Source organism: Kitasatospora sp. NPDC059747 (assembly GCF_042732955.1).
Taxonomy (GTDB): domain Bacteria; phylum Actinomycetota; class Actinomycetes; order Streptomycetales; family Streptomycetaceae; genus Kitasatospora.
Map to the genome: position 1 here is coordinate 1 of NZ_JBHWGV010000050.1, position 22,714 is coordinate 22,714.

Annotated in this window: 9 protein-coding genes and 1 pseudogene; 4 read left to right on the top strand and 6 right to left on the bottom strand. The window is 72.0% G+C overall.

Annotated features, from left to right (window positions below; genetic code table 11):
• A partial coding sequence (locus ACFV4G_RS22120) for an SDR family NAD(P)-dependent oxidoreductase (protein WP_380442951.1) occupies window positions 1-5,973 on the bottom strand: 5,973 nt, incomplete at its 3' end.
• A 61-nt stretch (window positions 5,974-6,034) separates the two neighbouring features.
• A complete protein-coding gene (locus ACFV4G_RS22125) occupies window positions 6,035-13,795 on the bottom strand; it encodes a type I polyketide synthase (RefSeq protein ID WP_380442953.1) in 7,761 nt (2,586 codons plus the stop codon).
• Window positions 13,796-14,229: 434 nt separating this feature from the next.
• On the opposite strand from ACFV4G_RS22125, the gene ACFV4G_RS22130 reads away from it, so the two are divergent.
• Window positions 14,230-15,057, top strand: coding sequence for an SAM-dependent methyltransferase (locus ACFV4G_RS22130; protein WP_380442955.1), 828 nt, complete (start codon window positions 14,230-14,232; stop codon window positions 15,055-15,057).
• Between the two features lie 333 nt (window positions 15,058-15,390).
• On the opposite strand, the gene ACFV4G_RS22135 is transcribed toward ACFV4G_RS22130, so the two are convergent.
• Window positions 15,391-16,389: a LysR family transcriptional regulator gene (locus ACFV4G_RS22135; RefSeq protein ID WP_380442957.1), complete on the bottom strand. Its 999-nt coding sequence runs from the start codon at window positions 16,387-16,389 to the stop codon at window positions 15,391-15,393.
• A gap of 800 nt (window positions 16,390-17,189) precedes the next feature.
• The gene (locus tag ACFV4G_RS22140; protein ID WP_380443035.1) at window positions 17,190-17,393 is read right to left on the bottom strand and encodes a hypothetical protein; all 204 of its coding nucleotides are present in this window, start codon (window positions 17,391-17,393) and stop codon (window positions 17,190-17,192) included.
• A gap of 212 nt (window positions 17,394-17,605) precedes the next feature.
• Between ACFV4G_RS22140 and ACFV4G_RS22145 the strand changes: the two genes are divergently transcribed.
• Window positions 17,606-18,559 carry a zinc-binding alcohol dehydrogenase family protein gene (locus tag ACFV4G_RS22145; protein ID WP_380442959.1) on the top strand — a complete coding sequence of 318 codons (954 nt, stop codon included), beginning with the start codon at window positions 17,606-17,608 and terminating at the stop codon, window positions 18,557-18,559.
• A 24-nt stretch (window positions 18,560-18,583) separates the two neighbouring features.
• On the opposite strand, the gene ACFV4G_RS22150 is transcribed toward ACFV4G_RS22145, so the two are convergent.
• Both ACFV4G_RS22150 and ACFV4G_RS22155 read right to left on the bottom strand, forming a co-directional pair.
• Window positions 18,584-18,709 (bottom strand): hypothetical protein, encoded by a 126-nt coding sequence (locus ACFV4G_RS22150; protein ID WP_380442961.1) that lies wholly within the window; start codon window positions 18,707-18,709, stop codon window positions 18,584-18,586.
• A gap of 110 nt (window positions 18,710-18,819) precedes the next feature.
• A pseudogene (locus tag ACFV4G_RS22155) lies at window positions 18,820-19,194 on the bottom strand (hypothetical protein); the annotation flags it as partial.
• Between the two features lie 172 nt (window positions 19,195-19,366).
• On the opposite strand from ACFV4G_RS22155, the gene ACFV4G_RS22160 reads away from it, so the two are divergent.
• Both ACFV4G_RS22160 and ACFV4G_RS22165 read left to right on the top strand, forming a co-directional pair.
• Window positions 19,367-21,094, top strand: a complete 1,728-nt coding sequence (locus ACFV4G_RS22160) for an acyclic terpene utilization AtuA family protein (RefSeq protein WP_380442963.1) — start codon at window positions 19,367-19,369, stop codon at window positions 21,092-21,094.
• Window positions 21,091-22,689: an acyl-CoA carboxylase subunit beta gene (locus ACFV4G_RS22165; protein ID WP_380442965.1), complete on the top strand. Its 1,599-nt coding sequence runs from the start codon at window positions 21,091-21,093 to the stop codon at window positions 22,687-22,689. Before ACFV4G_RS22160 ends, ACFV4G_RS22165 begins: the two co-directional genes overlap by 4 nt.
• Window positions 22,690-22,714: the final 25 nt, after the last annotated feature.

A 22,714-nucleotide genomic window follows, 5' to 3' on the forward strand; every position in this document is an offset into this window, starting at 1 on the left:
GCCCACCCTCCGCTTCGGTGTCCTGGCGAGGTCCCGCAGCATGTACGGGACCTCGTCGCCCGCCGCCCGGCGCAGCACCGAGACGTCCACCCGGGCCGGGACGACGGCGGCTTCGCCCGCCGCGACGGCCGCGTCGAAGAGCTCCAGGCCCTCGTCGTCCGACAGGGGCACCAGACCGGTGCGGCCGAGCCGGGCCCGGTCCACCTCGCCGAGCCCGCCGAGCATGCTGCCGGAGTCCTCCCAGGGCCCCCAGGCCAGGGAGACGGCGGGCAGACCCGCGGCCCGGCGCCGGCTCGCCAGCGAGTCCAGGACGACGTTCGCCGCCGCGTAGTTCGCCTGCCCCGCCCCGCCGAGCACCCCGGCCGTCGAGGAGAACAGGACGAACGTGGCCAGATCCGCGTCCCGGGTGAGCTCGTCGAGATGCAGCGCCGCGTCCGCCTTGGGGCGCAGGACGGTGTCCAGCCGCTCGGGCGTCAAGGACCCGAGGACGCCGTCGTCCAGCACCCCGGCCGTGTGCACGACACCGGTCAGCGGGTGGGCCGCCGGGACCGAGCTGAACAGGTGCTCCAGCGCGGCGCGGTCGGTGAGGTCGCACGCCGCCAACCTCACCTCGGCTCCCCGTGCGGTGAGGTCCGCCACCAGGCTGTCCGCGCCCGGTGCCCCGGCACCCCGGCGGCCGGCCAGCAGCAGGTGCCGCACGCCGTGCCGCTCCACCAGTCGGCGGGCCACCGCCGAGCCGAGCGCGCCGGTCCCCCCGGTGATCAGCACCGTCCCCTGCGGATCGAATCCCGACGGCACCGTCACGACCACCTTGCCGACGTGCCGTGCCTGGCTGAGGTACCGGAACGCCTCGGCCGCACGGCGGACGTCCCACACGGTCACAGGCGGCAGGCGCAGCACACCGCGCCCGAACAGCCCCATCAGGTCCGTCAGCATCGCCCGGATGCCGTCCGGCCCCGCGTCGACCAGGTCGAACGCCTGATAGCGCACCCCGTCGTACGCGGCCGCGACCACCTCGGGGTCCCGTATGTCGGTCTTGCCCATCTCCAGGAACCGGCCCCCCGCGGCCAGCAGCCGCAAGGACGCGTCGACGAACTCCCCCGCCAGGGAGTCCAGGACGACGTCCACGCCACGGCCCCCGCTGGTGCGCCGGAACTTCTCCTCGAACTCCAGCGTCCTGGACGAAGCGATGTGCCCCTCGTCCAGGCCCATCGCCCGCAGCGCGTCCCACTTCGCCGGACTGGCGGTCGCGTACACCTCGGCGCCCAGGTGCAGGGCCAGCTGGACGGCGGCCGTGCCGACGCCGCCGGCCGCGGCGTGCACCAGCACCGACTGCCCGGGGCGCAGTTTCGCGAGGGCGGACAGCGCGTAGTACGCGGTCAGGAAGACGGCCGGCACGGACGCCGCCTGCGGGAACGACCAGCCGTCCGGGATCCTGGCGACCATGCGCTCGTCGGTCACGGCGACCGGGCCGATCCCGCCGAAGACCATACCGAGGACCCGGTCGCCGGGTGCCACCGACGTGACGGCGGACCCCACCTCCGTGACCACCCCGGCGCCCTCCACCCCGAGCGGCCCGGCCTCTCCCGGGTACATGCCCAGGGCATTCAGCACGTCACGGAAGTTCAGCCCGGCCGCGCGCACCGCCACCCGCACCTGACCGGGGCCCAGCGGCTGTTCGGCCTCCGGGTGAGGGACCAGAGCGAGACCGTCCAGGGTCCCGCCGCCGGAGTCCAGCCGCCAGGCGGGCGCCGCCGGCACGGACAGCGTGTCCTGCGGGCGCAGCCGGACCAGGCGGGGGACCTTCAACTCGCCGTCACGCAGGGCGAGCTGCGGCTCTCCGGAGGCGACGGCCTCGGCCAGCACGCCGTACGAGGCGTCCCGCCCGTCCACGTCGGCCAGGACGAACCGGCCGGGGTACTCCGACTGGGCCGTGCGCACCAGACCCCAGACGGCGCTGTGCGCCGGATCCGGCACGTCCTGCGCCTCCACGGCGACAGCACGCTCCGTCATGAGGACCAGCCGGCTGCCGGCGTGCCGCTCGTCGGCCAGCCACGCCTGCACGAGCCCGAGTGCCCGGTGAGCGGCCGACCGCACCGCGTCCGCGTCGTCGGACGCGGGCGGGCCGTCGGCGCGGCAGGGCACCAGCACCACGTCGGGGACCCGCCCGCCTGCCTCGCCCGCCCGCAACAGCGCGGCCAGATCCCGGTGCACCCCGGCGGGCGCACCGCCCAGCCGCGCGGCCAGATCCCCCGCGCCCGCGCCCGCGACCGCCCAGTCCGGCGCCGCGCCACGGGCCGTCGGCGCCGCGCGTGTCTCCCAGTCCGTCCGGAACAGCCGGTCGTGCACGGCGCTCCCGGCCCCGTCGATCCGGTCGCGGGACGCCGGGCGCAGCACCAGCGCGTCGGCCGACAGCACGAGCGCACCCGTCTCGTCCCAGGCCACCACGGAGACCGCGTCCTCACCCGCCGGCGCCAGCCGCACGCGCAGGCTCGCGGCGCCGACGGCGTGCCGGGTGACACCGCGCCAGACGAACGGCAGCAGGGCCCGGTCCCAGCCGGGGAGCACGACACCCAGCGCGACCCCGTGCAGGGCCGAGTCGAGCAGCGCGGGATGCGCGCCGAACTCTTCGGCCCCGGCACCGTCCGGCAGACCGGCCTCCACGAACAGCTCGTCTCCGCGCCGCCAGGCCGCCCGCAGCCCCTGGAACACCGGCCCGTACTCCAGGCCGGTCTCCGCCATCGAGGGGTAGAGCCCGGTGACGTCCACCGCCTCCCCGCCGTGCGGGGGCCATACGGCCAGGTCCTCGGGTGTGGGGGCGCCCGTCCGTGCGAGGACGCCGGTGGCGTGCGGGGTCCACGGCTCGTCGTCCGCCGCGCCGTCCGGCCGGGAACGCACGTCCAGCGACCGCCGTCCGGACTCGTCCACGGCGCCCACCCGCACCCGCAGGTCGACCGCGCCCTGTCCGGGCAGCACGAGAGGCGTGTGGAACGTCAGTTCCTCCACCTGCTCGCAGCCGGCCCGTTCCCCGGCGTGCAGGGCCAGTTCGAGGAAGGCGGTGCCGGGAAGCAGCGCCCGGCCGAACACCTGGTGATCGGCGATCCAGCCGTGGCCGGCCGTCGAAAGCCGTCCGGTGAGGACCAGTTCGTCGTCGGCGAGGGACACCACCGCGCCGAGCAGCGGATGACCGGCCGCGGCGAGCCCCGCGGAACCGATGGCGGCCGACGGCGCCGGCGCGTCCATCCAGTAGCGGCGCAGCTGGAAGGCGTAGGTGGGCAGGTCGCACGGCCGTGCGCCGCTCGTGACGTAGAACGCCGTCCAGTCGACCGGGACACCACGGGTGTGCAGCCGGGCCAGCGCGGTGGTGAGGGCGAGTTCCTCGCCTCGGTCCGAGCGCAGCGCCGGCGCCAGGTCGGCGTCCGGCGCGGTGAGCGTGTCCCGGCCCATGGCCGACAGCACGCCCTCGGGGCCCAGTTCCAGGAAGGTGCGGACACCCCCGGCCTCCATGACCCGCAGCGCGTCCGCGAACCGCACGGTCCCCCGGGCGTGCCGGACCCAGTACTCCGGATCGCGGATCTCCTCGCCCGTGATCTCCTCGCCGGTCAGCGCCGACACGACCGGCAGAACGGGGGAGTGGAAGGACAGCCCGCCGACGACCCTGCGGAACTCCGGCAGCATGGCGTCCATGAGCGGCGAGTGGAAGGCGTGGCTGACCGTCAGCTCCTTCGTCTTGCGCCCCTCGGCGGCGAAGTGCGCGGCGACCCGACGCACGGCCCCGGCCTCCCCGGAGACCACCACGGAGGACGGGCCGTTCACCGCGGCCAGGCCGATCAGGTCCGCGTGCCGGGCCACCAGCGGCAGCACCTCCTCCTCGGTCGCCTGGACGGCGACCATGGCGCCGCCCTCCGGCAGGGCCTGCATCAGCCGGCCCCGCGCCGCCACCAGCGCCGCCGCGTCCTCCAGCGAGAACACCCCGGCCACGTGGGCGGCGGCCACCTCACCGATGGAGTGGCCCGCCACCCGGTCCGGGTGGACACCCCAGTGGGCGAACAGCCGGAAGAGCGCGACCTCCAGCGCGAACAGCGCCGGCTGGGTGTACTCGGTCCGGTCGAGCAGCGCGCCCGCGTCCGGCGCCCCGAACACCACCTCGCGCAGCGGCCGCTCCAGATGCGGGTCCAGCGCCGCGCACACCGCGTCGAACGCCTCTGCGAACACCGGTGAGACCGCGTGGAGTTCACGCCCCATCCCGGCCCGCTGACTGCCCTGGCCGGTGAAGAGGAACCCGAGCTTCCCGGGTGTCACCGTGCCCGGGGCGACCCTCGGATCGGGATGGTCCTCGGCGAGCGCCGCCAGCCCCTGGACCAGCTCGTCGCCGCTGCCCGCGACGACGGCGGCCCGGTGGGGCAGGGCCGCCCGCGTGGTGGCGAGCGCGTGCCCGACGTCCGCAGGGTCGAGCGGGCCGCGCTCCTCCAGCCAGGCCAGCAGCGCGCGCGCCTGGCCCCGCAAGGCGTCCTGGCTCCGGGCGGACAGCACCCACGGCACCACGCGGAGCGGAGCGGAGGCGGCCGGGGGAAGGGCGGAGTCGGCGGCGGGCGCCTGCTCCAGGATCACGTGGGCGTTGGTGCCGCTGATCCCGAAGGACGACACCCCGGCGCGCCGGGGCCGCCCGGTGTCCGGCCAGTCGACGGCCCGCGTCAGCAGTTCCAGGTGCCCTGCCGACCAGTCCACGTGCGGCGTCGGCTCGTCGACGTGCAGGGTCTGCGGCAGCACGCCGTGCTGCATCGCCAGCACCATCTTGATGACGCCGACGACCCCGGCAGCCGCCTGGGTGTGCCCGACGTTGGACTTCACCGAGCCCAGCCACAGAGGTTCGGCGCGGTCCTGCCCGTACGTGGCCAGGAGCGCCTGCGCCTCGATCGGGTCGCCCAGGGTGGTGGCCGTGCCGTGCGCCTCGACCGCGTCGACGTCCTGCGGGGCCAGCCGCGCGTCCGCCAGCGCCTGCCGGATCACCCGCTGCTGGGAGGGGCCGTTCGGCGCGGCGAGGCCGTTGCTCGCACCGTCCTGGTTCGTCGCGCTGCCGCGCACCACGGCCAGGACCCGGTGGCCGGCCCGCCGGGCGTCGGACAGCCGCTCCAGCAGCAGGACACCGACGCCCTCGGACAGCCCCGTGCCGTCCGCCGCCGCCGCGAAGGACCGGCACCGCCCGTCCGCGGACAGCCCGCGCTGCCGGCTGAAGCCCTGCAGCTGGGCGGGCGTGGTCATCACGGTGACACCGCCCGCCAGCGCGAGGGAGCACTCGTCCCGGCGCAGCGCCTGGCACGCCGCGTGGATCGCCACCAGCGACGCCGAACAGGCGGTGTCGACGGTCACCGCGGGGCCTTCCAGGCCGAGCGTGTACGAGATGCGGCCGGAGAGCACACTCGCCGCCCCCGCGGTCAGGAAGTACCCCTCGTACTCCCCGAGGTCGGCCGGCCGGACACGCGTCGCGTAATCCTGGAACGCCGTTCCCAGGAACACGCCCGTGCGGCTGCCGTGCAGCGCCGTCGGGTCGATTCCGGCCCGCTCCAGCGTTTCCCACGACGTCTGCAGCAGCAGCCGCTGCTGCGGGTCCATGGCCACCGCCTCGCGGGGGCTGATCCCGAAGAACTCCGCGTCGAATCCGGCCAGGTCGGTGAGGAAACCGCCGTGGCGCGTGTAGATGGTGCCGGGCCGGTCCGGGGCCGGGTCGAACAGCGCGTCGAGGTCCCAGCCCCGGTCCGCCGGGAACTCGGACACGGCGTCGCCGCCCGCCGCGATGAGCTGCCAGAACTGCTCCGGACTGCGCACATCGCCCGGGAGGTGACAGCCCATGGCGACGATGGCGATCGGCTCGTGCCGCGCGGCGGCCAGGTCCTCGTTCTCCCGCCGGAGCCGTTCCGTCTCCTTCATGGACGCGCGCAGGGCATCGACGATCTTGTCCGGCGAAGTAGCCATGACCCCTCACAGATCGGTTTCCTCGGAAAATCGGTCGTTTCGCGTGCGGTCTCCCGCTCGCCTACTGCTCGCCGAGCATCAGCCGCACCAGATCGTCGACGTCCAGTTCGTCTATGTGCTCTTCCGCCTCCTGGATCTCCCGCGCACGTTCCCGGTCCCTTTCGCCGGCCGCCGCGGCGGTGTCCGCGGATTCGCCCGCGTCCTGCGGAAAAGCGGTGGCCACCAGGAAATCGGCCAGTTTCTCCAGCGACGGGTGGTCGAACACCACGGTGACCGGCAGGCCCAGGCCGGTGTGGTCCTGGAGCCGGTTGCGCAGTTCCACCGCGATCACGGAGTCGACGCCCAGGTCCTTGAACGGCGAGCGGTCGCCGACCTGGCTCTCGTCGGCGTGTCCGAGGACGGTCGCCACCTGGGTGCGGGCGAGCGCGGCGGCGGCCTCCCTGCGCCGGCCCGGACTCAGCCCGGCGAGCCGCTCCGTCAGCGTCCCCGCCGCCGGGGCGCCGTCCTGCGGCCGCGTCTCCCGCAGCGCGTCGCGCACCTCGGGCAGTTCGGTGAGCAGCCGGCTCGGCGTCGTCGCGGAGAACGCCGCGAAGAACGTCTCCCAGACCACGTCCGTGATCACCGGTGACGACGTGTCGAGTGCGCAGTGCCGCAGGTTCTCGACCGCCTGCCGCGGTGCCATGAGCCTGATCCCCTGCCGGGCCAGCGCCTTGTCCAGGCCGTCGCGCGACGTCATGCCGCCGCCGTCCCACGGGCCCCAGACCACCGAGGCGGCCACCAGCCCCTGTGCCCGGCGGTGGGCCGCCAGGCCGTCCAGGAAGGCGTTCGCCGCCGCGTACGCGCCGTGGCCCGCGCTGCCCCACAGCGCCGAGACGGACGAGAACAGTACGAACGCGTCCAGGTCCCGGTCGCGCGTGAGGTCGTGCAGGTGCTGCGCGGCGTCGGCCTTGGCCCGCACCACGTCCGCGAAGCGCCGCGGGGTCAGCGAGCCGAGCGGGACGCTCTCGATCGCCCCGGCCGCGTGGACGACCGCCCGGACGCCGGCGCCGTCCGCGTCCAGCGCCGCCAGCAGCCCGGCGAGCGTCCCGCGGTCGGCGACGTCGCCGGCCACGATGTCGACCTGGACCCCGAGGCCGGTCAGCTCCGCCTCCAGCTCGACGGCGCCCGCCGCCTCCCGGCCGCTGCGGCTCACCAGCACGAGGCGCTCCGCCCCGTTGTCCGCCAGCCAGCGCGCGGCATGTGCGCCGAGCGCACCGGTGCCGCCGGTGACGAGGACGGTGCCGCGGGGCGTCCATCGCCCCGCGCCGGAGGTGTCCCGCCGGGGCGCGCGCAGCAGCCTGCAGACGTACACCCCCGAGGGCCGCAGTGCGAGTTGGTTCTCGCCGTCCGGACCGGCCAGCACGGCGGGCAGCCGCCCGACGACCCTGCTGTCCTCCTGCTCGGGCAGATCCACCAGGCCGCCCCACCGCTGGGGGAACTCCACCGCCGCGACCCGGCCGAGCCCCCAGATCTGGGTCTGCTCGGGCCTGGTCACCGAATCACCGGCGCCGGCCGTCACCGCACCCCGGGTCACGCACCACAACCGGGCGGACATCCCGGCGTCCCCGAGGGCCTGGAGCAGCGTCAGGACGGCGTCCAGGTGCGCGGACGCCGAAGGGAGCACCGGCCCCGCGTCCGGCCCCGGCAGCGCCAGCACCCCGGCAGGTTCCGGCCCTTCCGAGGCCACGGACCGCAGCCGTTGCGCCAGCTCCTGGCGGCCGATCCCCGCCGGCACCACCAGCGAGACCGCCTGCGCGCCGCTCCTGTCCAGGGTCTCGACGACGGCCGCCGTCAGCCGCTCGTGCTCGACGCCTTCAGGGACGACCACCAACCACCGGCCGGACAGGACGCCCGCCGGAAGCTTCGGCAACGGCTGCCAGGCGATCCGGTAGGACCAGGAGTCGGCGGCGGCATGTTCGCGCTGCCGGCGGCGCCACGCGGTCAGCGCCGGCAGCAGCGCCCGCAGAGCGTCCGGTTCCCCGGCCCCGATCTCGGTGGCCAACTCCTGCTCGTCGCCGCGTTCCACCATGTTCCAGAACCGTCGTTCCGGGTCGTCGCCCGGCACGGTCACTGCCTGCGGGGCGGACGCCGTCAGCCAGTACCGCTGGTGCTGGAAGGCGTAGGTCGGCAGATCGACCCGCGCCGCACCGGACCCGGCGAAGACGGTCCGCCAGTCCACCGAGGCCCCGAGGACGTACGCCTGCGCGAGCGAGGTCAAGAAGCGCCGGGGACCGCCGTCCTCGCGCCGCAACGACCCCACCACCGCACCGGACCCGCCGAACGTCTCGACGGCTTCCTGGGCACCGACACTCAGCACGGGGTGCGGGCTGACCTCGACCAGGAGCGTGTGCCCCTTCTTCAGGGCCGTCCCCATCGCCCGCTCGAACTGGACGGGTTCCCGCAGGTTGCGGTACCAGTACTCGGCGTCCAGCTCACGGGTGTCCAGGAGCTCCCCGCTCACCGTCGAGTAGAAGGGGACGTCGCCGCGCCGGGGCTCGATCCCGCGCAACTCCTCCAGCAGCCGCTCACGGATCGTCTCGACCTGCGCGGAGTGCGCCGCGTAACTCACCGGGATCTGTTTGGCCCGCACACCCTCGGTGGCGCAGGCGGCCAGCACCTCCTCCAGCGCCCGCTGTTCCCCGGAGACGACCACCGACGACGGCCCGTTGACCACCGCGATGTCCAGGCGCTCGTCCCAGCACGGCAACTGCCGTACCCGCTCGGCCGACAGCGCCACCGACACCATGCCGCCCAGACCGGAGATCTCGGTCAGCGCCCGGCTGCGCAGGGCGACGATCCTCGCGGCGTCCTCCAGCGAGAGCCCACCCGCCACACAGGCCGCGGCGATCTCGCCCTGGCTGTGCCCGATCACCGCGCTGGGGCGCACGCCGTGGGACTCCCAGAGCCGGGCGAGTGAGACCATCACCGCGAACAGCGCCGGCTGCACCACATCGACCCGCTCCAGCGTCGGCGCGCCGGGGGTGCACCGCAGGACGTCCAGGAGCGACCAGTCCACGACGGATCCGAGCGCCGCGTCGCACGCGTGGATCCGCTCGCGGAACACCGGTGAGGAGTCCATGAGTTCCACCGCCATCCCAGCCCACTGCGCCCCCTGGCCGGGAAAAACGAACACGGTCTCGGCGCCGCTCACCGCGGTGCCGCGCACCACGTTGTCCGAGGGGGTGCCCCGCACCAGCGCGTCCACCGCGGACAGCAGCTCGCACCCCTCACCGCCGATCAGCACGGCACGGTGCTCGAACGCGGACCGAGTGGTGGCCAGCGACAGCCCGATGTCGGCAGGAGCGAGGTCCTCACGGCCGTCGAGACAGGTCCGCAGGGCGGCAGCCTGGTCGCGCAGGGCCTCGGGCGTCTTCGCCGACAGCGTCCACGGCAGCACGTCCGCCGGTGCCGGGGCCGTTTCCAGGACCCGGTCGTGGCCGCCGGACGCGCTCGGCGCTTCGGCGGGGGCCTGTTCGAGGATGGCGTGGACGTTCGTTCCGCTGATGCCGAACGAGGAGACAGCCGCCCTGCGCACCCGCTCGCCCTCCGGCCACGGTGCCGCCTCGGTCAACAGGGCCACCGAGCCCGAGGACCAGTCCACGTGCGGCGTCGGCTCGTCGATGTGCAGGCTGGCGGGCAGCCGCCCGTTGCGCAGAGCCATTACGATCTTGATCACCGAGGCGACTCCGGCGGCCGCCTGAGTGTGGCCGATGTTCGACTTCACCGAGCCGAGCCACAGCGGCCGGTCGCCCGAACGGCCTCGGCCGTAGGCGGCCACCAGGGCCTGCGCCTCGATCGGATCACCCAGCTTCGTGCCGGTGCCGTGCGCCTCCACCGCATCGACGTCCTGCGGCGTGAGCCGGGCGTCGGCCAGCGCCTGCCGGATGACCCGCTCCTGCGACGGCCCGTTCGGAGCCGTCAGCCCGTTGCTCGCGCCATCCTGGTTGACCGCCGAACCACGGACGAGCGCGAGGACCGGATGACCGAGGCGCCGGGCGTCCGACAGACGCTCCAGCACCAGCATGCCCACGCCTTCGCTCCAGCCCGTACCGTCGGCCGACCGGGCGAACGGCTTGCAGCGGCCGTCGGGCGCCAGGCCGCGTTGCTGGGCGAACTCCACGAACATGCCCGGCGTCGCCATCACAGTCACCCCGCCGGCCAGTGCCAGCGTGCACTCACCGTGCTGCAGGGACCGGCGCGCCATGTGCAGGGCGGCGAGCGAGGAGGAGCAGGCGGTGTCCACGGTGACCGCGGGGCCCTCCAGACCGAGGGTGTACGCCACCCGCCCCGAGACGACGCTCGCCGTGTTGCCGGTCAGCGCGAAGCCCTGGGTGCCCTCGGCCGGTTCACCCAGCCGGGGCCCGTAGTCCTGCGTCATCGCCCCCGCGAACACGCCGACCTGGCTGCCTCGTAGCGACAGCGGGTCGATCCCCGCCCGCTCCAGCGCCTCCCAGGAGGTCTCCAGCACCAGCCGCTGCTGCGGATCCATCGCCAGCGCCTCACGCGGGCTGATCCCGAAGAACCCCGCGTCGAATGCGGCCGCGTCGTAGAGGAAGCCCCCCTCCCGCGCGTACCGGACCTCCGGGTTCTCCGGGTCGCGCAGCTCACCGGTGTCCCAGCCGCGGTCGTCGGGAAAGGCGGACACGGCGTCCCTGCCCTCGGACACCAGGCGCCACAGGTCCTCCGGCGAGCGGACCTCCCCGGGGAACCGGCATCCCATGCCCACGATGGCGATCGGCTCGAATTGCGGGGCCGCCACCGGCAGACTGCCGGTGGCCGGCTCCTCGCCCGCCAGCAGGGACTGCAGGAAGCGAGCCAGCTCGTCCGGCGTGGGGTGGTTGTAGATCAAGGTGGGCGCCAGCTGTGCCAGTCCGGTCGCCTCGGCGATGCGGTCGCGGAACTCGACTGCGGTGAGCGAGTCGAACCCCAGCTCCTTGAACGTCCTGCCGCCGTCGACGAGATCGGACGACATGTGCCCGAGTACCGCCGCCACGCTCATCCGCACGAGCTGCGGCATGTCCGCCTCGGCAGCGGCGACGACCGGCTCCGCGGCCGGCGCGACACCGCTCGTCGGATCGAGCACCGCGTCGCCGTGCTGTCCTGCGGCAGGCTCGCCCGGCGCGCCGAGCCAGAAGGAACGGCGCTGGAAGGCGTACGTCGGCAGGTCCGGCCGCGCGTCGGCCCAGCCGGTGAACGGCTCCCAGTCCACCCGCGCGCCGCATGCGAACGCCTCGGCCAGTGCGGTGGCCACGGTACGGTCCTCCGGCTGGCCCCGGCGCAGCAACGGGACGATCGCGGCGCCGGACGGTGTCCCCTCGACGGCGAGGCTCTCGCGGACCATCGAGGTCAGGCCCCCGGGGCCCACCTCCAGGTAGTTCGTGACGCCTTCCGACCGCAGGAGACGGACACCGTCGAAGAAGCGCACGGACGCCCGGATGTGACGGGTCCAGTAGTCCGGCGACCGGAGTTCGTCCGCTGTGGCGAGCCGTCCTGTGACGTTGGAGACGACCGGAAGCTCCGGGGTGCCGTAGTCCAACTGCGCGGCGACGGCACGGAACTCGTCCAGCACACCGTCCATGTGCGGTGAGTGGAACGCGTGGCTGACCTTGAGCCGCTTGGTCCTGCGACCCCTCGCCTCGAACTGCGCGGCGACATCGGCGACGGCTCTCGGGTCACCGGAGATCACCGTGGCCCGTGGCCCGTTGACCGCGGCGACCGAGACCTCCTGGTCCAGCCCGGACAGGGCCGCGCGGACCTCCGTCTCGTCGGCCTCCAGCGCCACCATGGCGCCGCCCTCGACGGCCTGCTGCATCAGCCGTCCGCGGGCCGTGACGAGGGTGCAGGCGTCCTCCAGGGAGAACACTCCGGCGACATGGGCCGCGGCGATCTCTCCCACGGAGTGCCCGAGCAGGAAGTCCGGACGCAGCCCGCACCGCTGGAGCAGGCGAGCGAGCGCTACCTCCAGTGCGAACAGCGAGACCTGGGCGAAGTCCGTCCGGTCGAGCAGCGCGGCCTCGGGTGTACCGGGTTCCGCGAAAAGGACATTCTGGAGCCGGTGGGGCAGCCGGGTGTCCAGCCGGTCGCACACCTCGTCCAACGCCTCGGAGAACGCCGGAACCGTCGCGTGGAGCAGACGCCCCATCCCGGTACGCTGGCTGCCCTGGCCCGTGAAGAGGAACGCCGTCCCGCCCGCACCCCGCGCGGAGCCCCGCACCACGTTCGCGGCGGGCACACCGCGCACCAGCGCGTCCAGACCGCTCAGGAAGTCGTCCCGGTCGCTGCCCAGAACCACCGCGCGCTCCTCGAACGCCATGCGGTGCGCGGCGAGCGAGCCCCCGACGCTCTCCGGATCCAGCCCGGGATACGTGGTGACGTGCTCGCGGAGCCGCTCCGCCTGCGAACGGAGCGCGGCACGGGACCTCCCCGAGACCACCCAGGGCAGCAGCGAGAGACCCTCGGCACGCCGGCCGCCGACGGCTGCGGGGGACACGGCTGCCAGATGACGGTCCGAGAGCACCACATGACAGTTCGTGCCGCCCATGCCGAACGAGCTGACACCCGCCAGGAACGGCCCGTCGCCACGAGGCCGTCGGCTCAGCGCGGTCTGCACGCGCAGGTTCCACGCCTCGAAGGGGATCCGTGGATTGGGCGTACGGAAGTTCAGGCTCGCCGGAATCTCCTGATGCCTGATGCACAGGACCGTCTTGATGAGCCCGGCGATACCGGCCGCAGCTTCCAGATGCCCGATGTTCGTCTTCACGGACCCTACCAACAGCGGTGTGTCGGCCGTCCGGCCCGAGCCGAACACCGAACCGAGTGCGGCGGCCTCGATCGGATCACCCTTCTTCGTACCGGTGCCGTGAAGTTCCACGTAGTGCACGCCGGCCGGGTCGACACCCGCCTTCCGGTACGCCGAGCGCAGCACCTCTTCCTGCGCACGGGCCGTGGGCACGGTGAGCCCTTCGCCCGCGCCGTCGTTGTTCATCGCGGTGCCCTCGATGACGCAGTACACGCGGTCGCCGTCGGCGAGCGCGCGGGAGAGAGGCTTGAGGACGACCATCCCGGCGCCCTCGCCGCGGACGTAGCCGTTGGCGCGGGCATCGAAGGTGAAGCACCGGCCGTCGGGAGACAGCCCGCCGAACTTCTCGGAGTACACGGTGCTCTCCGGAGCGAGACCGAGGTTCACCCCGCCTGCCAGCGCGAGGGACGCCTCACCTCGCCGCAGGCTCTCGGCGGCCATGTGCACGGCCACCAGGGAGGAGGACTGCCCCGTATCGATCACCATGCTGGGCCCGCGCAGATCGAGGGCGTACGACACCCGGTTGGCGATGATGCCGCGATGGACGCCGGTCATGCTGTGCTGGGTGGCTGATCCCGCACCAAGCCGGTGCAGTACGGTGGCGTAGTCGTCCCACATGGCGCCCACGAAGACGCCCGCATCACGGCCTTTCAGGCCGGCCGGCACGATCCCTGCGTCCTCGAACGCCTCCCAGCTCAGCTCGAGGGCGAGCCGCTGCTGCGGATCCATGGCAGCCGCTTCGCGAGGAGAGATGTCGAAGAAGTCCGAATCGAACTGATCGACGTGGTCGAGGAAGCCGCCCGCGCCGAAACCGCTTCGACCCTCCCTCGGTTTTTCTGAAACCGCGCTCACGCCGTCATGGAGCAGCGCCCAATAAGCTGCGGGATTCGCGGCACCGGGAAACCTGCAGGCCATTCCCACGATTGCAATCGGATCGTCGTTGAGGCGGTCGCCCTCATAGGGGAACGCCTGGCCGGTACGCATAGAACTCCCAACGGCCGACATCGGAGGAATGTCAAGCGCTATGCCTCGGGTCTGGATTCTGACCTCCGGCTCGGAGCCGGGACTTTCGGCGTGAAGTGGCTCAGGGCGAGCGAGGTGCCATCTGCCTGCCTGCCTGCCGACCGCCTGACTGCACTGTCCGGCGTACCTGTCCGCGCTGTTCAGCGAACTGCTGTCGCATGCGGCAGATTCGACGGGAGCACGTGGAAGTTATTAGACCTGACATGATCCCGCACTGTCCAATAGCTAGACTCATGAGGCCGATAAGTTGAGTTATGAGGAATCCGCTGGCTTTCTCTTCAGTCGGCCCGGCACAAGTGAATTGCCCCATTGACAAAGGCGCTCGCAACTTTGTAGCGTCCCGTTCGGTCAGGGGAGGAAACGCCGGGAGTTCAACGGGAAGAGGTGTCCCAGAAATGACCGAGCAGTATACGCCCACTGCGGCGGACGTGGGAAGAATGTACGACCAGTCGACTGGCCTGCTCTCTGAGGTGATGGGGGGAAACATTCACCTGGGGTACTGGCGTGACGGCGACGACGAAGCCTCGGTCGAAGAGGCCACCGACACTTTGACCGACATGGTGGCCGAACGGCTCACACTCTCACCCGGTGCCCGGGTCCTGGATATCGGCTGTGGAAGCGGCAAGCCCGCCGTCCGTATCGCAGGCACATGGGGCGTGCACGTCACGGGTGTCACCATCAGCGCTCAACAGGCGGCCATGGCCGGAGCGCGGCCGGAAGTCGGGGAAGGCGCTGGGCAGGTGTCCTTCCAGCAGGCCGACGGTATGGATCTCCCGTTCGCCGACGCTCACTTCGATCACGTATACGCGATCGAATCGTTCCTGCACATGTCCGATCGTGCCACCGCCATAGCCGAAGCAGCGCGAGTATTGCGTCCTGGCGGCACTCTGGTGGCCGCAAATCCCTATCAGCAAGGTGAGCTGACCCCCTGTGAGGCGGGCATAGTAGCGGACAACCGGAGACTGTTCGAGATTCCTCCGATCGGTGACGCCGACGAATACACCGGACACATGGCCAAGGCCGGCCTGGAGATCGTCGAGATGCTGGACATCGGCGAGAACGTCCGACGCAGTCACACGTTGGCCGCGGACCTCATCCGGCAGGCACAGGGAGCGGACGGCAGTGCCTTCAACGAGGAACTGTCCAGAGCGGCCGACATCATCGAGCGCTTCGGTGAACTCCCGCAGATCGGCTACGGCCTGATCGTCGCCCGTCGGCCCTGAGCCGTCCGACCGGAAGCGGCTTCGGCTGACGCGCCGGCAGAAAGGCGTGGCAGCCGGAGGTCGGGCGGGAGGCGCGGCGCGCCCGGGGGGGGGGGGGGGGCGGGCCCGGGGGGGGGGGGGGGGGGGGGGCCGCCCCCCCCCCCCCCCACCTCCGCGCTCGGTTCAGCATCCGGCGCAGTCCGGCGTGCAGAGCCGCACAGTCCTCCGACGGCAGGGCGATCAGACGTGTGCGCGTGAAGTCCGTCGAGGAGGAAGCGGCGAGGTCAGATGATAATGACCTCAACTATTTTGGCTCGCGGCGTCCAGGGCGCGATGCAGGTGGTTCCTGTGCGGTCAGGTCCAGCGACGGCCGTGCTCGAGGAGCCTGCTGTGAGCGGCCGACATCTGGGAACGTGTGACGTCTCCCTCCCGTGTGGCGAGGTACGTGGTGGTGATCGGCGGTACCTCTGGTCTGACCAGGGGGACCAGCGCGCCTTGGGCGACATCGTCGGCACAGAGATAGGTGGGAAGCACGGCGATGCCGACCGATGCCTTGACGGCGGCGAGTACGGCCCGTTGATCGGGAACCACCACATCGGGTGCCGCGGGCACTTCGGCGTGGAAGACCGACCACCAGTAGTGGTCGATGAGCGGTAAGGACTCGGCGCAGGCGATCAGATGACGGCCCCCAAGGATTTGCGGAGCCTTGCGGGCGAGATGCTTCTCGGGGATCGTCCGCGCGACGTCGGGATGGGCGACCAGGCTCCACTCCTCGTCGTAGAGGGGTAGCGCGCTGATCCCCGTCACGCGGGGGCGCGTCCGGGCAACAACGATGTCGAGCTCGCCCGCGGTCAGCTGGGAGAGCAACGCGTCGGACAGCGCGGGAGTCGTGCGTAACTGCACACTGTCCAGGAGTAGATCGGCGAGCACGGGCAGGATCCGGTCGCTGATCAGGTCACCGGGAGCACCGATCCGGATCCTGCCGGGCGGGCCACCGCTACTGGAATAGCGCTGCAACACGAAGTTGAGGGCATCGACTGGGCCCTCGGCGTCATGCGCAAGGGAATCGGCGGCCGGCGTGGGTTTGGACCCGGTGGCCTGACGCACGAACAGACGCGTCCCGACCCTCTCCTCCAGCAGCCGGATCTGATGCGTGACCGCAGGCTGCGAGATGTGCAGTTTCCGGGCCGCACCCCCGAAGGATCCCGTCCGGTAGACCTCCATGAAGGTACGGAGCCAGCCCGGGTTGAGCGGCTCCGTCTCCTCCCGGTGCACCTGCGCCTGTGCACGTTGCCGCGAGTGAGATGTCGTGTCTGTTGCGAGTACGCGTGGGGAAGACATGCGGATCTCCATGAAGTCAGCAGGTCGGTCGTGGTGTGGGGAGAAGGGAGCCGTGTCGTTCGATGTCCTCCCGCCCGATGGCGAGCCGCCGCGCTGCGGGCCGGGCACGGACAGGAAGCAGTCCGAGGGCGGGGGAACGAGAAGCCGCACAGGCTCCACTGCTCCGCGGCTACGACAAGGAGGCTGCACGCCTGGGAAGCCGGGGGCCGTGTCTCCAGAAGAGGATCGATTCCCCAGGTCCAGGCGGCAAGGCGTGCTGTGTCGGCGAGGTCGAGATCGTAGGCGTCGGCCGTTGGGCGAGTGGCGAAGCGGACCTAGAAGTCGACGGGGTGCACGCCGGGTGAGGGGCGGCAAGAGGACGGACATGACGAGGAGCCACAGGAGGACCCTGTTCGGCAGGCGGCGACTTGCTTTCGCGGCCGGGCGGAACCATTCGGTCACCGTCACGTGCGTGGCCGAGACGGTCGGCACGATGAAGGAGCGACCCGGCAGCGCGCCGAGCGCGTGGTTCCTCGGATCGCGCCTGAAGGCGTGGGCGAGTGGCGTGGTTGCCTCGGATGCGCACCTCAGTGCCGCAGGAAACGTTCGAGCCGGCTGACGAGATCGCCCACGCCGGGCGGCACCGAGGCCGGAAAGGGGCTTCTCTCGTGCGAGGAGGCGGTGGAGACGGGGATCCCGACAGGGCATTCGACAGGGAACGCCGGTGACGAAGGTTGAGACTCTGTATCAGGTCTCCCCATTTTCTCCTTATATGATGGCCCTTCAATGCTCCCCGTTTCCCCGTCCATAGCACTGTTCGTACTGCCCATGGTCTAACAGGAGCGTCCTTCTCGAAAGGTCCTGTCTCGGCCACATGGCCGATTGAACCCATTGCCCGGTACTGTCCGTTCAGTCGGCAAAACTACGAGTTGGGTGCAGAGGAAGGCCTGGGTTCTGCCGGTCGCTCCACGTTTGGGGTAGACGCCGCTGAGGTGGTTCTCCACGGTCCTCTCGGAGGCGTTGAGCCTGCGAACGATGTGCCGATTCCCAGTTCACCGGTCGGTGTACGTTCTCGGAAGTGAGGTTCCCCCGAGGTGCGGAAGGTTGCCGGAGACAGGAGTTGTACCCTGACCCTGGCATGACGGCGCCCTGTCAGAGGCGGCCCGCTGCGGGAGAGACAGTTGGCGGTGTGGGGACGTCGGACTCATGAGATCTGTGACCGTGGTGGGAGAGACTGGTTATGCGTGCCATGCGGTACGAGCGGTTCGGCGGCCCCGAGGTCCTCGTGGAGGCCGATGTGCCGACCCCTGTGGCAGGGCCGGGCGAGACCCTGGTCCAAGTGGACGCCGCAGGCGTCAATTTCGGCGACATCAAGCAGATCGCGGGCGAGCACACTGACGGCCCATACGCTCCTCAAGGCCCGTTGCCACGTGTTCCGGGCATGGAGGTGGTGGGCCGGACGGCTGCTGGACGACGAGTCCTCGGCTATGTGCGGCAGGGCGGTTACGCCGCACAGGCGGTCGTCGCCGACCGCGACCTGATCGCCTTGCCGGAGAATGTGAGCGAGGGTAAAGCGCTAGCCGTTCTCGTGCAGGGGCTGACGGCATGGCATCTGCTGCGGTCGGTCGCGCGCATCAGACCCGGGGAGAGCGTGGTGGTCCATGCCGCCGCGGGCGGGACGGGCAGCCTCGTCGTCCAGTTGGCCCGAGAGTTCGGAGCAGGGCGAATCATCGCCACGGCGTCGTCCGACGACAAACGAGCCTTCGCTCTCGAAGCTGGCGCGGACGCGGCGATCGACGGTGACGCGGAGGGCTACCGGGAACGGATCCTCGACGCCAATCACGGACGCCCAGTCGACATCATCCTGGACGCTATCGGAGGCTCCGTCCTCGACAGCGCCCTGGACACGCTCGGATACCTCGGCCGACTGGTCACCTACGGCGCCTCGTCCCGGCAGCCGGCCTCCGCGATCCCTCCGAGCCGACTCGCGGTGGACAGCATCACCGTCGCCGGCTTCTGGCTCGTCCCGCTCCTCGCCAGGGATGGCGCCGGCAGCGTGGCACTGGCGGAGCTGCTCGACCTCACGGCACGGAGTCGCCTACGGCCCCTGGTCGGAGCGGAATACGACCTGTCCCGGGCCCGCGATGCGCACGAGAACCTACTCGGGCGCCGATCGAAGGGCAAACTCGTTCTCCGCCCGTGAGTGGACGTTACTGGCGTCGGCTCGTCAGGGTGACGTTGGGATATCGAGGGTGAGGGCGGTTCCGGCGACGAAGCCGTCGAGAAGTCCGGGCCGGTACTGGAGGCGTTTGAGCCGGTTGCGGACGAGGTTCTCCAGACGGTCGAGGGCCACGACAGCGAGGTTGGCCAGACTGCGTCTGACGTGCGCCCACACCCACTCGGCGGGTTCAGGTCGGGCGAGCCGGCGGGCAGCAGGAACATTGCCAGCCACTCGCGCTGGTCGATCAACTCCCGCATCCTGCGGGAGACATGGGTGTTCAATCGGTCCCACACCAACACGACCGGCGCGCGGACGAGCTGGTGGACACCGTCGATCAGGGCGATGAAGTCCTTCTCGTTCATGCTGCGCCGCGTGCCCTTGCCCTCCGGTGGGAGACCAGACGGTGGCACAGCCGGGTACGCGATCCGGGCCGCATGGCGATCATCCCGGCCACCGACAGGCGCCCCGAGCGCCGTCCGCTCACCGTGACGACCGACGTGATGCCACGCCGGCCCCAAGTGCGTTCTCAGAGCGGACACTTGCCGGGTGCCTGGAGGAACGCGACGTGCGAGAAAGGCGAACGAGTACGTGGTCGGCGGGAAATGGCCGCACGCCATCCCCGCCGCGAACCAACTACGACTTCCAGTCACACCGGGAGCCTGCGCCCGGTCGATCGGGCAAGGCTAAAAACAAGCAGGCGTGATTGCTTTTTTCTCCGGCCGGTGCCACGCTGCTGCCCGGCGGTGGCCGTCGGGTGGCCGTCAACTCACCGGCAGGGGAGGCGCATTGGTGCGCGCGCGTGCGGGTTTGCGGATCGGGAACGCCTCGGGGTTCTACGGGGACCGGTTCGCGGCGGTCCGGGAGATGCTCACCGGCGGGCCGCTGGACGTGCTGACCGGGGACTACCTGGCGGAGCTGACGATGCTCATCCTGGCCAGGGACCGCCTGAAGGACCCGTCGCTGGGGTACGCGCGGACGTTCCTGCGGCAGATGGAGGAGTGCCTGGGCCTCGCCCGCGAGCGCGGGGTGCGGATCGTCGTCAACGCGGGCGGGCTCAACCCGGCCCGGCTCGCGGGCGAACTGCGCAAGCTGGCCCTGCGGTACGGGATCGCCGCCGCCGTGGCCCACGTCGAGGGCGACGACCTGCTCCCGCGCATCGCCGAACTCGGGCTGCCCGATGGACTGTTGGCCGCCAATGCCTACCTCGGCGGGTTCGGGATCGCGGCCTGCCTGGCCGAGGGCGCGGACGTCGTCGTCACCGGCCGGGTCACCGACGCGGCCCTGGTCGCGGGCCCGGCGATCGCCCACTTCGGCTGGACCCCGGCCGACCTGGACGCCCTGGCCGGCGCCGTCGTCGCCGGCCACGTCCTGGAGTGCGGAGCGCAGGCCACCGGCGGGAACTACGCGTTCTTCCGGGAGCACGACGTGACGAGGCCCGGCTTCCCGATCGCCGAGCTGCACGCCGACGGCTCCAGCGTGATCACCAAGCACCCGGGCACCGGTGGCGCCGTCACCGCCGGCACCGTCACGGCCCAACTCCTGTACGAGACCACGGGTTCGCGCTACCTCGGGCCGGACGTCACGGCCCGGCTCGACACCGTGCGCCTCACCCAGGAGGGCCCCGACCGGGTCCGCGTCGACGGTGTGCGCGGCGAGGCGCCGCCCGCCACGCTCAAGGTGGGCCTCAACAGCCTCGGCGGCCACCGCAACGAGGTCGTGTTCGTCCTCACCGGGCTCGACATCGAGGCCAAGTCGGAGCTGGTGCAGCGGCAGTTGGAGGCGGCCATTCCGCCCGGCCGCCGCCCGGCCGAGCTGACCTGGACCCTCGCCCGCGCCGACCACCCGGACGCGCCCACCGAGGAGTGCGCCTCCGCGCTGCTGCGCCTGACTGCCCGGGACCCGGACCCGTCCAAGGTCGGGCGCGAACTCGGCAAGGCCGCCGTCGAGTTGGGCCTTGCCGGCTACCCGGGCTTCCATCTGACCGCGCCTCCAGGCCCGGGCGCGCCGTACGGGGTGTTCACCGCCGCGTACGTCGACGCGAAGGCCGTGGAGCACACCGCCGTCCTCCCGGACGGTCGTCACGTGAGCATTCCCCCTGGGCAGGTCGGCCCTCAAGCGCCGGACGCCGACGGGCCGTTGGAGCTCCCGGAGCCGCTCCCCGCCGGCCCCAGCCGCCGGGCCCCGCTCGGCCTGGTGGCCGGAGCCCGCAGCGGTGACAAGGGCGGCGACGCCAACCTCGGCGTCTGGGCCCGTGACGACGAGGGCTGGCGCTGGCTCGCGCACACCCTCACGGTCGACCGGCTGCGCGAACTCCTCCCCGAGGCCCAGGACTTGCCCATCACCCGGCACGTGCTGCCCAACCTCCGCGCGCTCAACTTCGTCATCACCGGCCTGCTCGGCGAGGGCGTCGCCGCCCAGCACCGCTTCGACCCGCAGGCCAAGGCGCTGGGGGAGTGGCTGCGTGCCCGATGTGTCGATGTCCCCGAAACGCTCCTCGACCGCACGGAGGCGTCGTGACCGTCCTTCCCACCCGCGTCGACCCGGCCGCGCCCGACCACGCCGAGCACCGCGCCGCGATGCTCGACAAGCTCGCCGCCCTCGACGCCGAGCACGCCAAGGCGCTGGCCGGCGGCGGCCCCAAGTACGTCGAACGCCACCGCGCCCGCGGCAAGTTGCTGCCGCGCGAGCGGATCGAGCTGCTGATCGACGAGGACTCGCCGTTCCTGGAGCTCTCCCCGCTGGCGGCCTGGGGCAGCGACTACCCGGTGGGCGCCGCGCTGGTCACCGGCATCGGCGTCGTCGAGGGCGTCGAGTGCGTGATCACCGCCAACGACCCGACGGTCCGCGGCGGCGCCAGCAACCCGTGGACGCTGCGCAAGGCCCTGCGCGCCAACGAGATCGCGCTCGACAACCGCCTCCCGCTGGTCAACCTGGTCGAGTCCGGCGGCGCCGACCTGCCCAGCCAGAAAGAGATCTTCATCCCCGGCGGCGCCCTCTTCCGCGACCTCACCCGGCTGTCCGCCGCCGGGATCCCCACCGTGGCCGTGGTGTTCGGCAACTCGACGGCCGGCGGCGCCTACGTGCCGGGCATGTCCGACCACACCGTGCTGGTCAAGGAACGCGCCAAGGTGTTCCTCGGCGGCCCGCCGCTCGTGAAGATGGCCACCGGGGAGGAGGCCGACGACGAGTCGCTCGGCGGGGCCGAGATGCACGCCCGCACCTCCGGCCTGGCCGACCACTTCGCCGTCGACGAGGCGGACGCGCTGCGCCTCGCCCGCCGGATCGTCGCGCGGCTGGACCACCGCAAGCCGGGCCCGGGGCCGGACGCGTCCGCCGAGCCGCCGAAGTACGCGGAGGAGGAGCTGCTCGGCATCGTCCCGGGCGACCTCAAGGTGCCGTTCGATCCGCGCGAGGTGATCGCCCGGATCGTCGACGGCTCCGACTTCGACGAGTTCAAGCCGATGTACGGCCCGAGCCTGGCCACCGGCTGGGCCCGCCTGCACGGCTACCCGGTCGGGATCCTCGCGAACGCGCAGGGCGTGCTGTTCAGCGCGGAGTCCCAGAAGGCCGCCCAGTTCATCCAGTTGGCGAACCAGCGGAACACCCCGCTGCTGTTCCTGCACAACACCACCGGCTACATGGTGGGCAAGGACTACGAGCAGGGCGGCATCATCAAGCACGGCTCGATGATGATCAACGCCGTCTCGAACTCCACGGTGCCGCACCTCTCGGTGCTGATGGGCGCCTCCTACGGCGCCGGCCACTACGGCATGTGCGGGCGGGCGTACGAGCCGCGGTTCCTGTTCGCCTGGCCGAGCGCCAAGTCCGCGGTGATGGGCCCGCAGCAGCTGGCCGGGGTGCTGTCGATCGTCGCCCGCCAGTCGGCCGCTGCGAAGGGGCAGCCGTACGACGAGGACGCGGACGCCGCGATCCGCGCGATGGTCGAGCAGCAGATCGAGGCGGAGTCGCTCCCGGCGTTCCTGTCCGGCCGGCTCTACGACGACGGCGTGATCGACCCGCGCGACACCCGGACGGTGCTCGGCCTCTGCCTGTCCGCGATCCACAACGCGCCGGTCGAGGGCGCGCGCGGCTACGGCGTCTTCCGGATGTAGAAGCCGGATGGAGAAGGTAGAAGGG

Excerpts from the sequence above, each read along its gene's own strand:
- ACFV4G_RS22125 (WP_380442953.1), bottom strand. The coding sequence starts at position 13,795 with ATGCGTACCGGCCAGGCGTTCCCCTATGAGGGCGACCGCCTCAACGAC.
- ACFV4G_RS22135 (WP_380442957.1), bottom strand. The coding sequence starts at position 16,389 with ATGGAGATCCGCATGTCTTCCCCACGCGTACTCGCAACAGACACGACA.
- ACFV4G_RS22145 (WP_380442959.1), top strand. The coding sequence starts at position 17,606 with ATGCGGTACGAGCGGTTCGGCGGCCCCGAGGTCCTCGTGGAGGCCGAT.
- ACFV4G_RS22130 (WP_380442955.1), top strand. The coding sequence starts at position 14,230 with ATGACCGAGCAGTATACGCCCACTGCGGCGGACGTGGGAAGAATGTAC.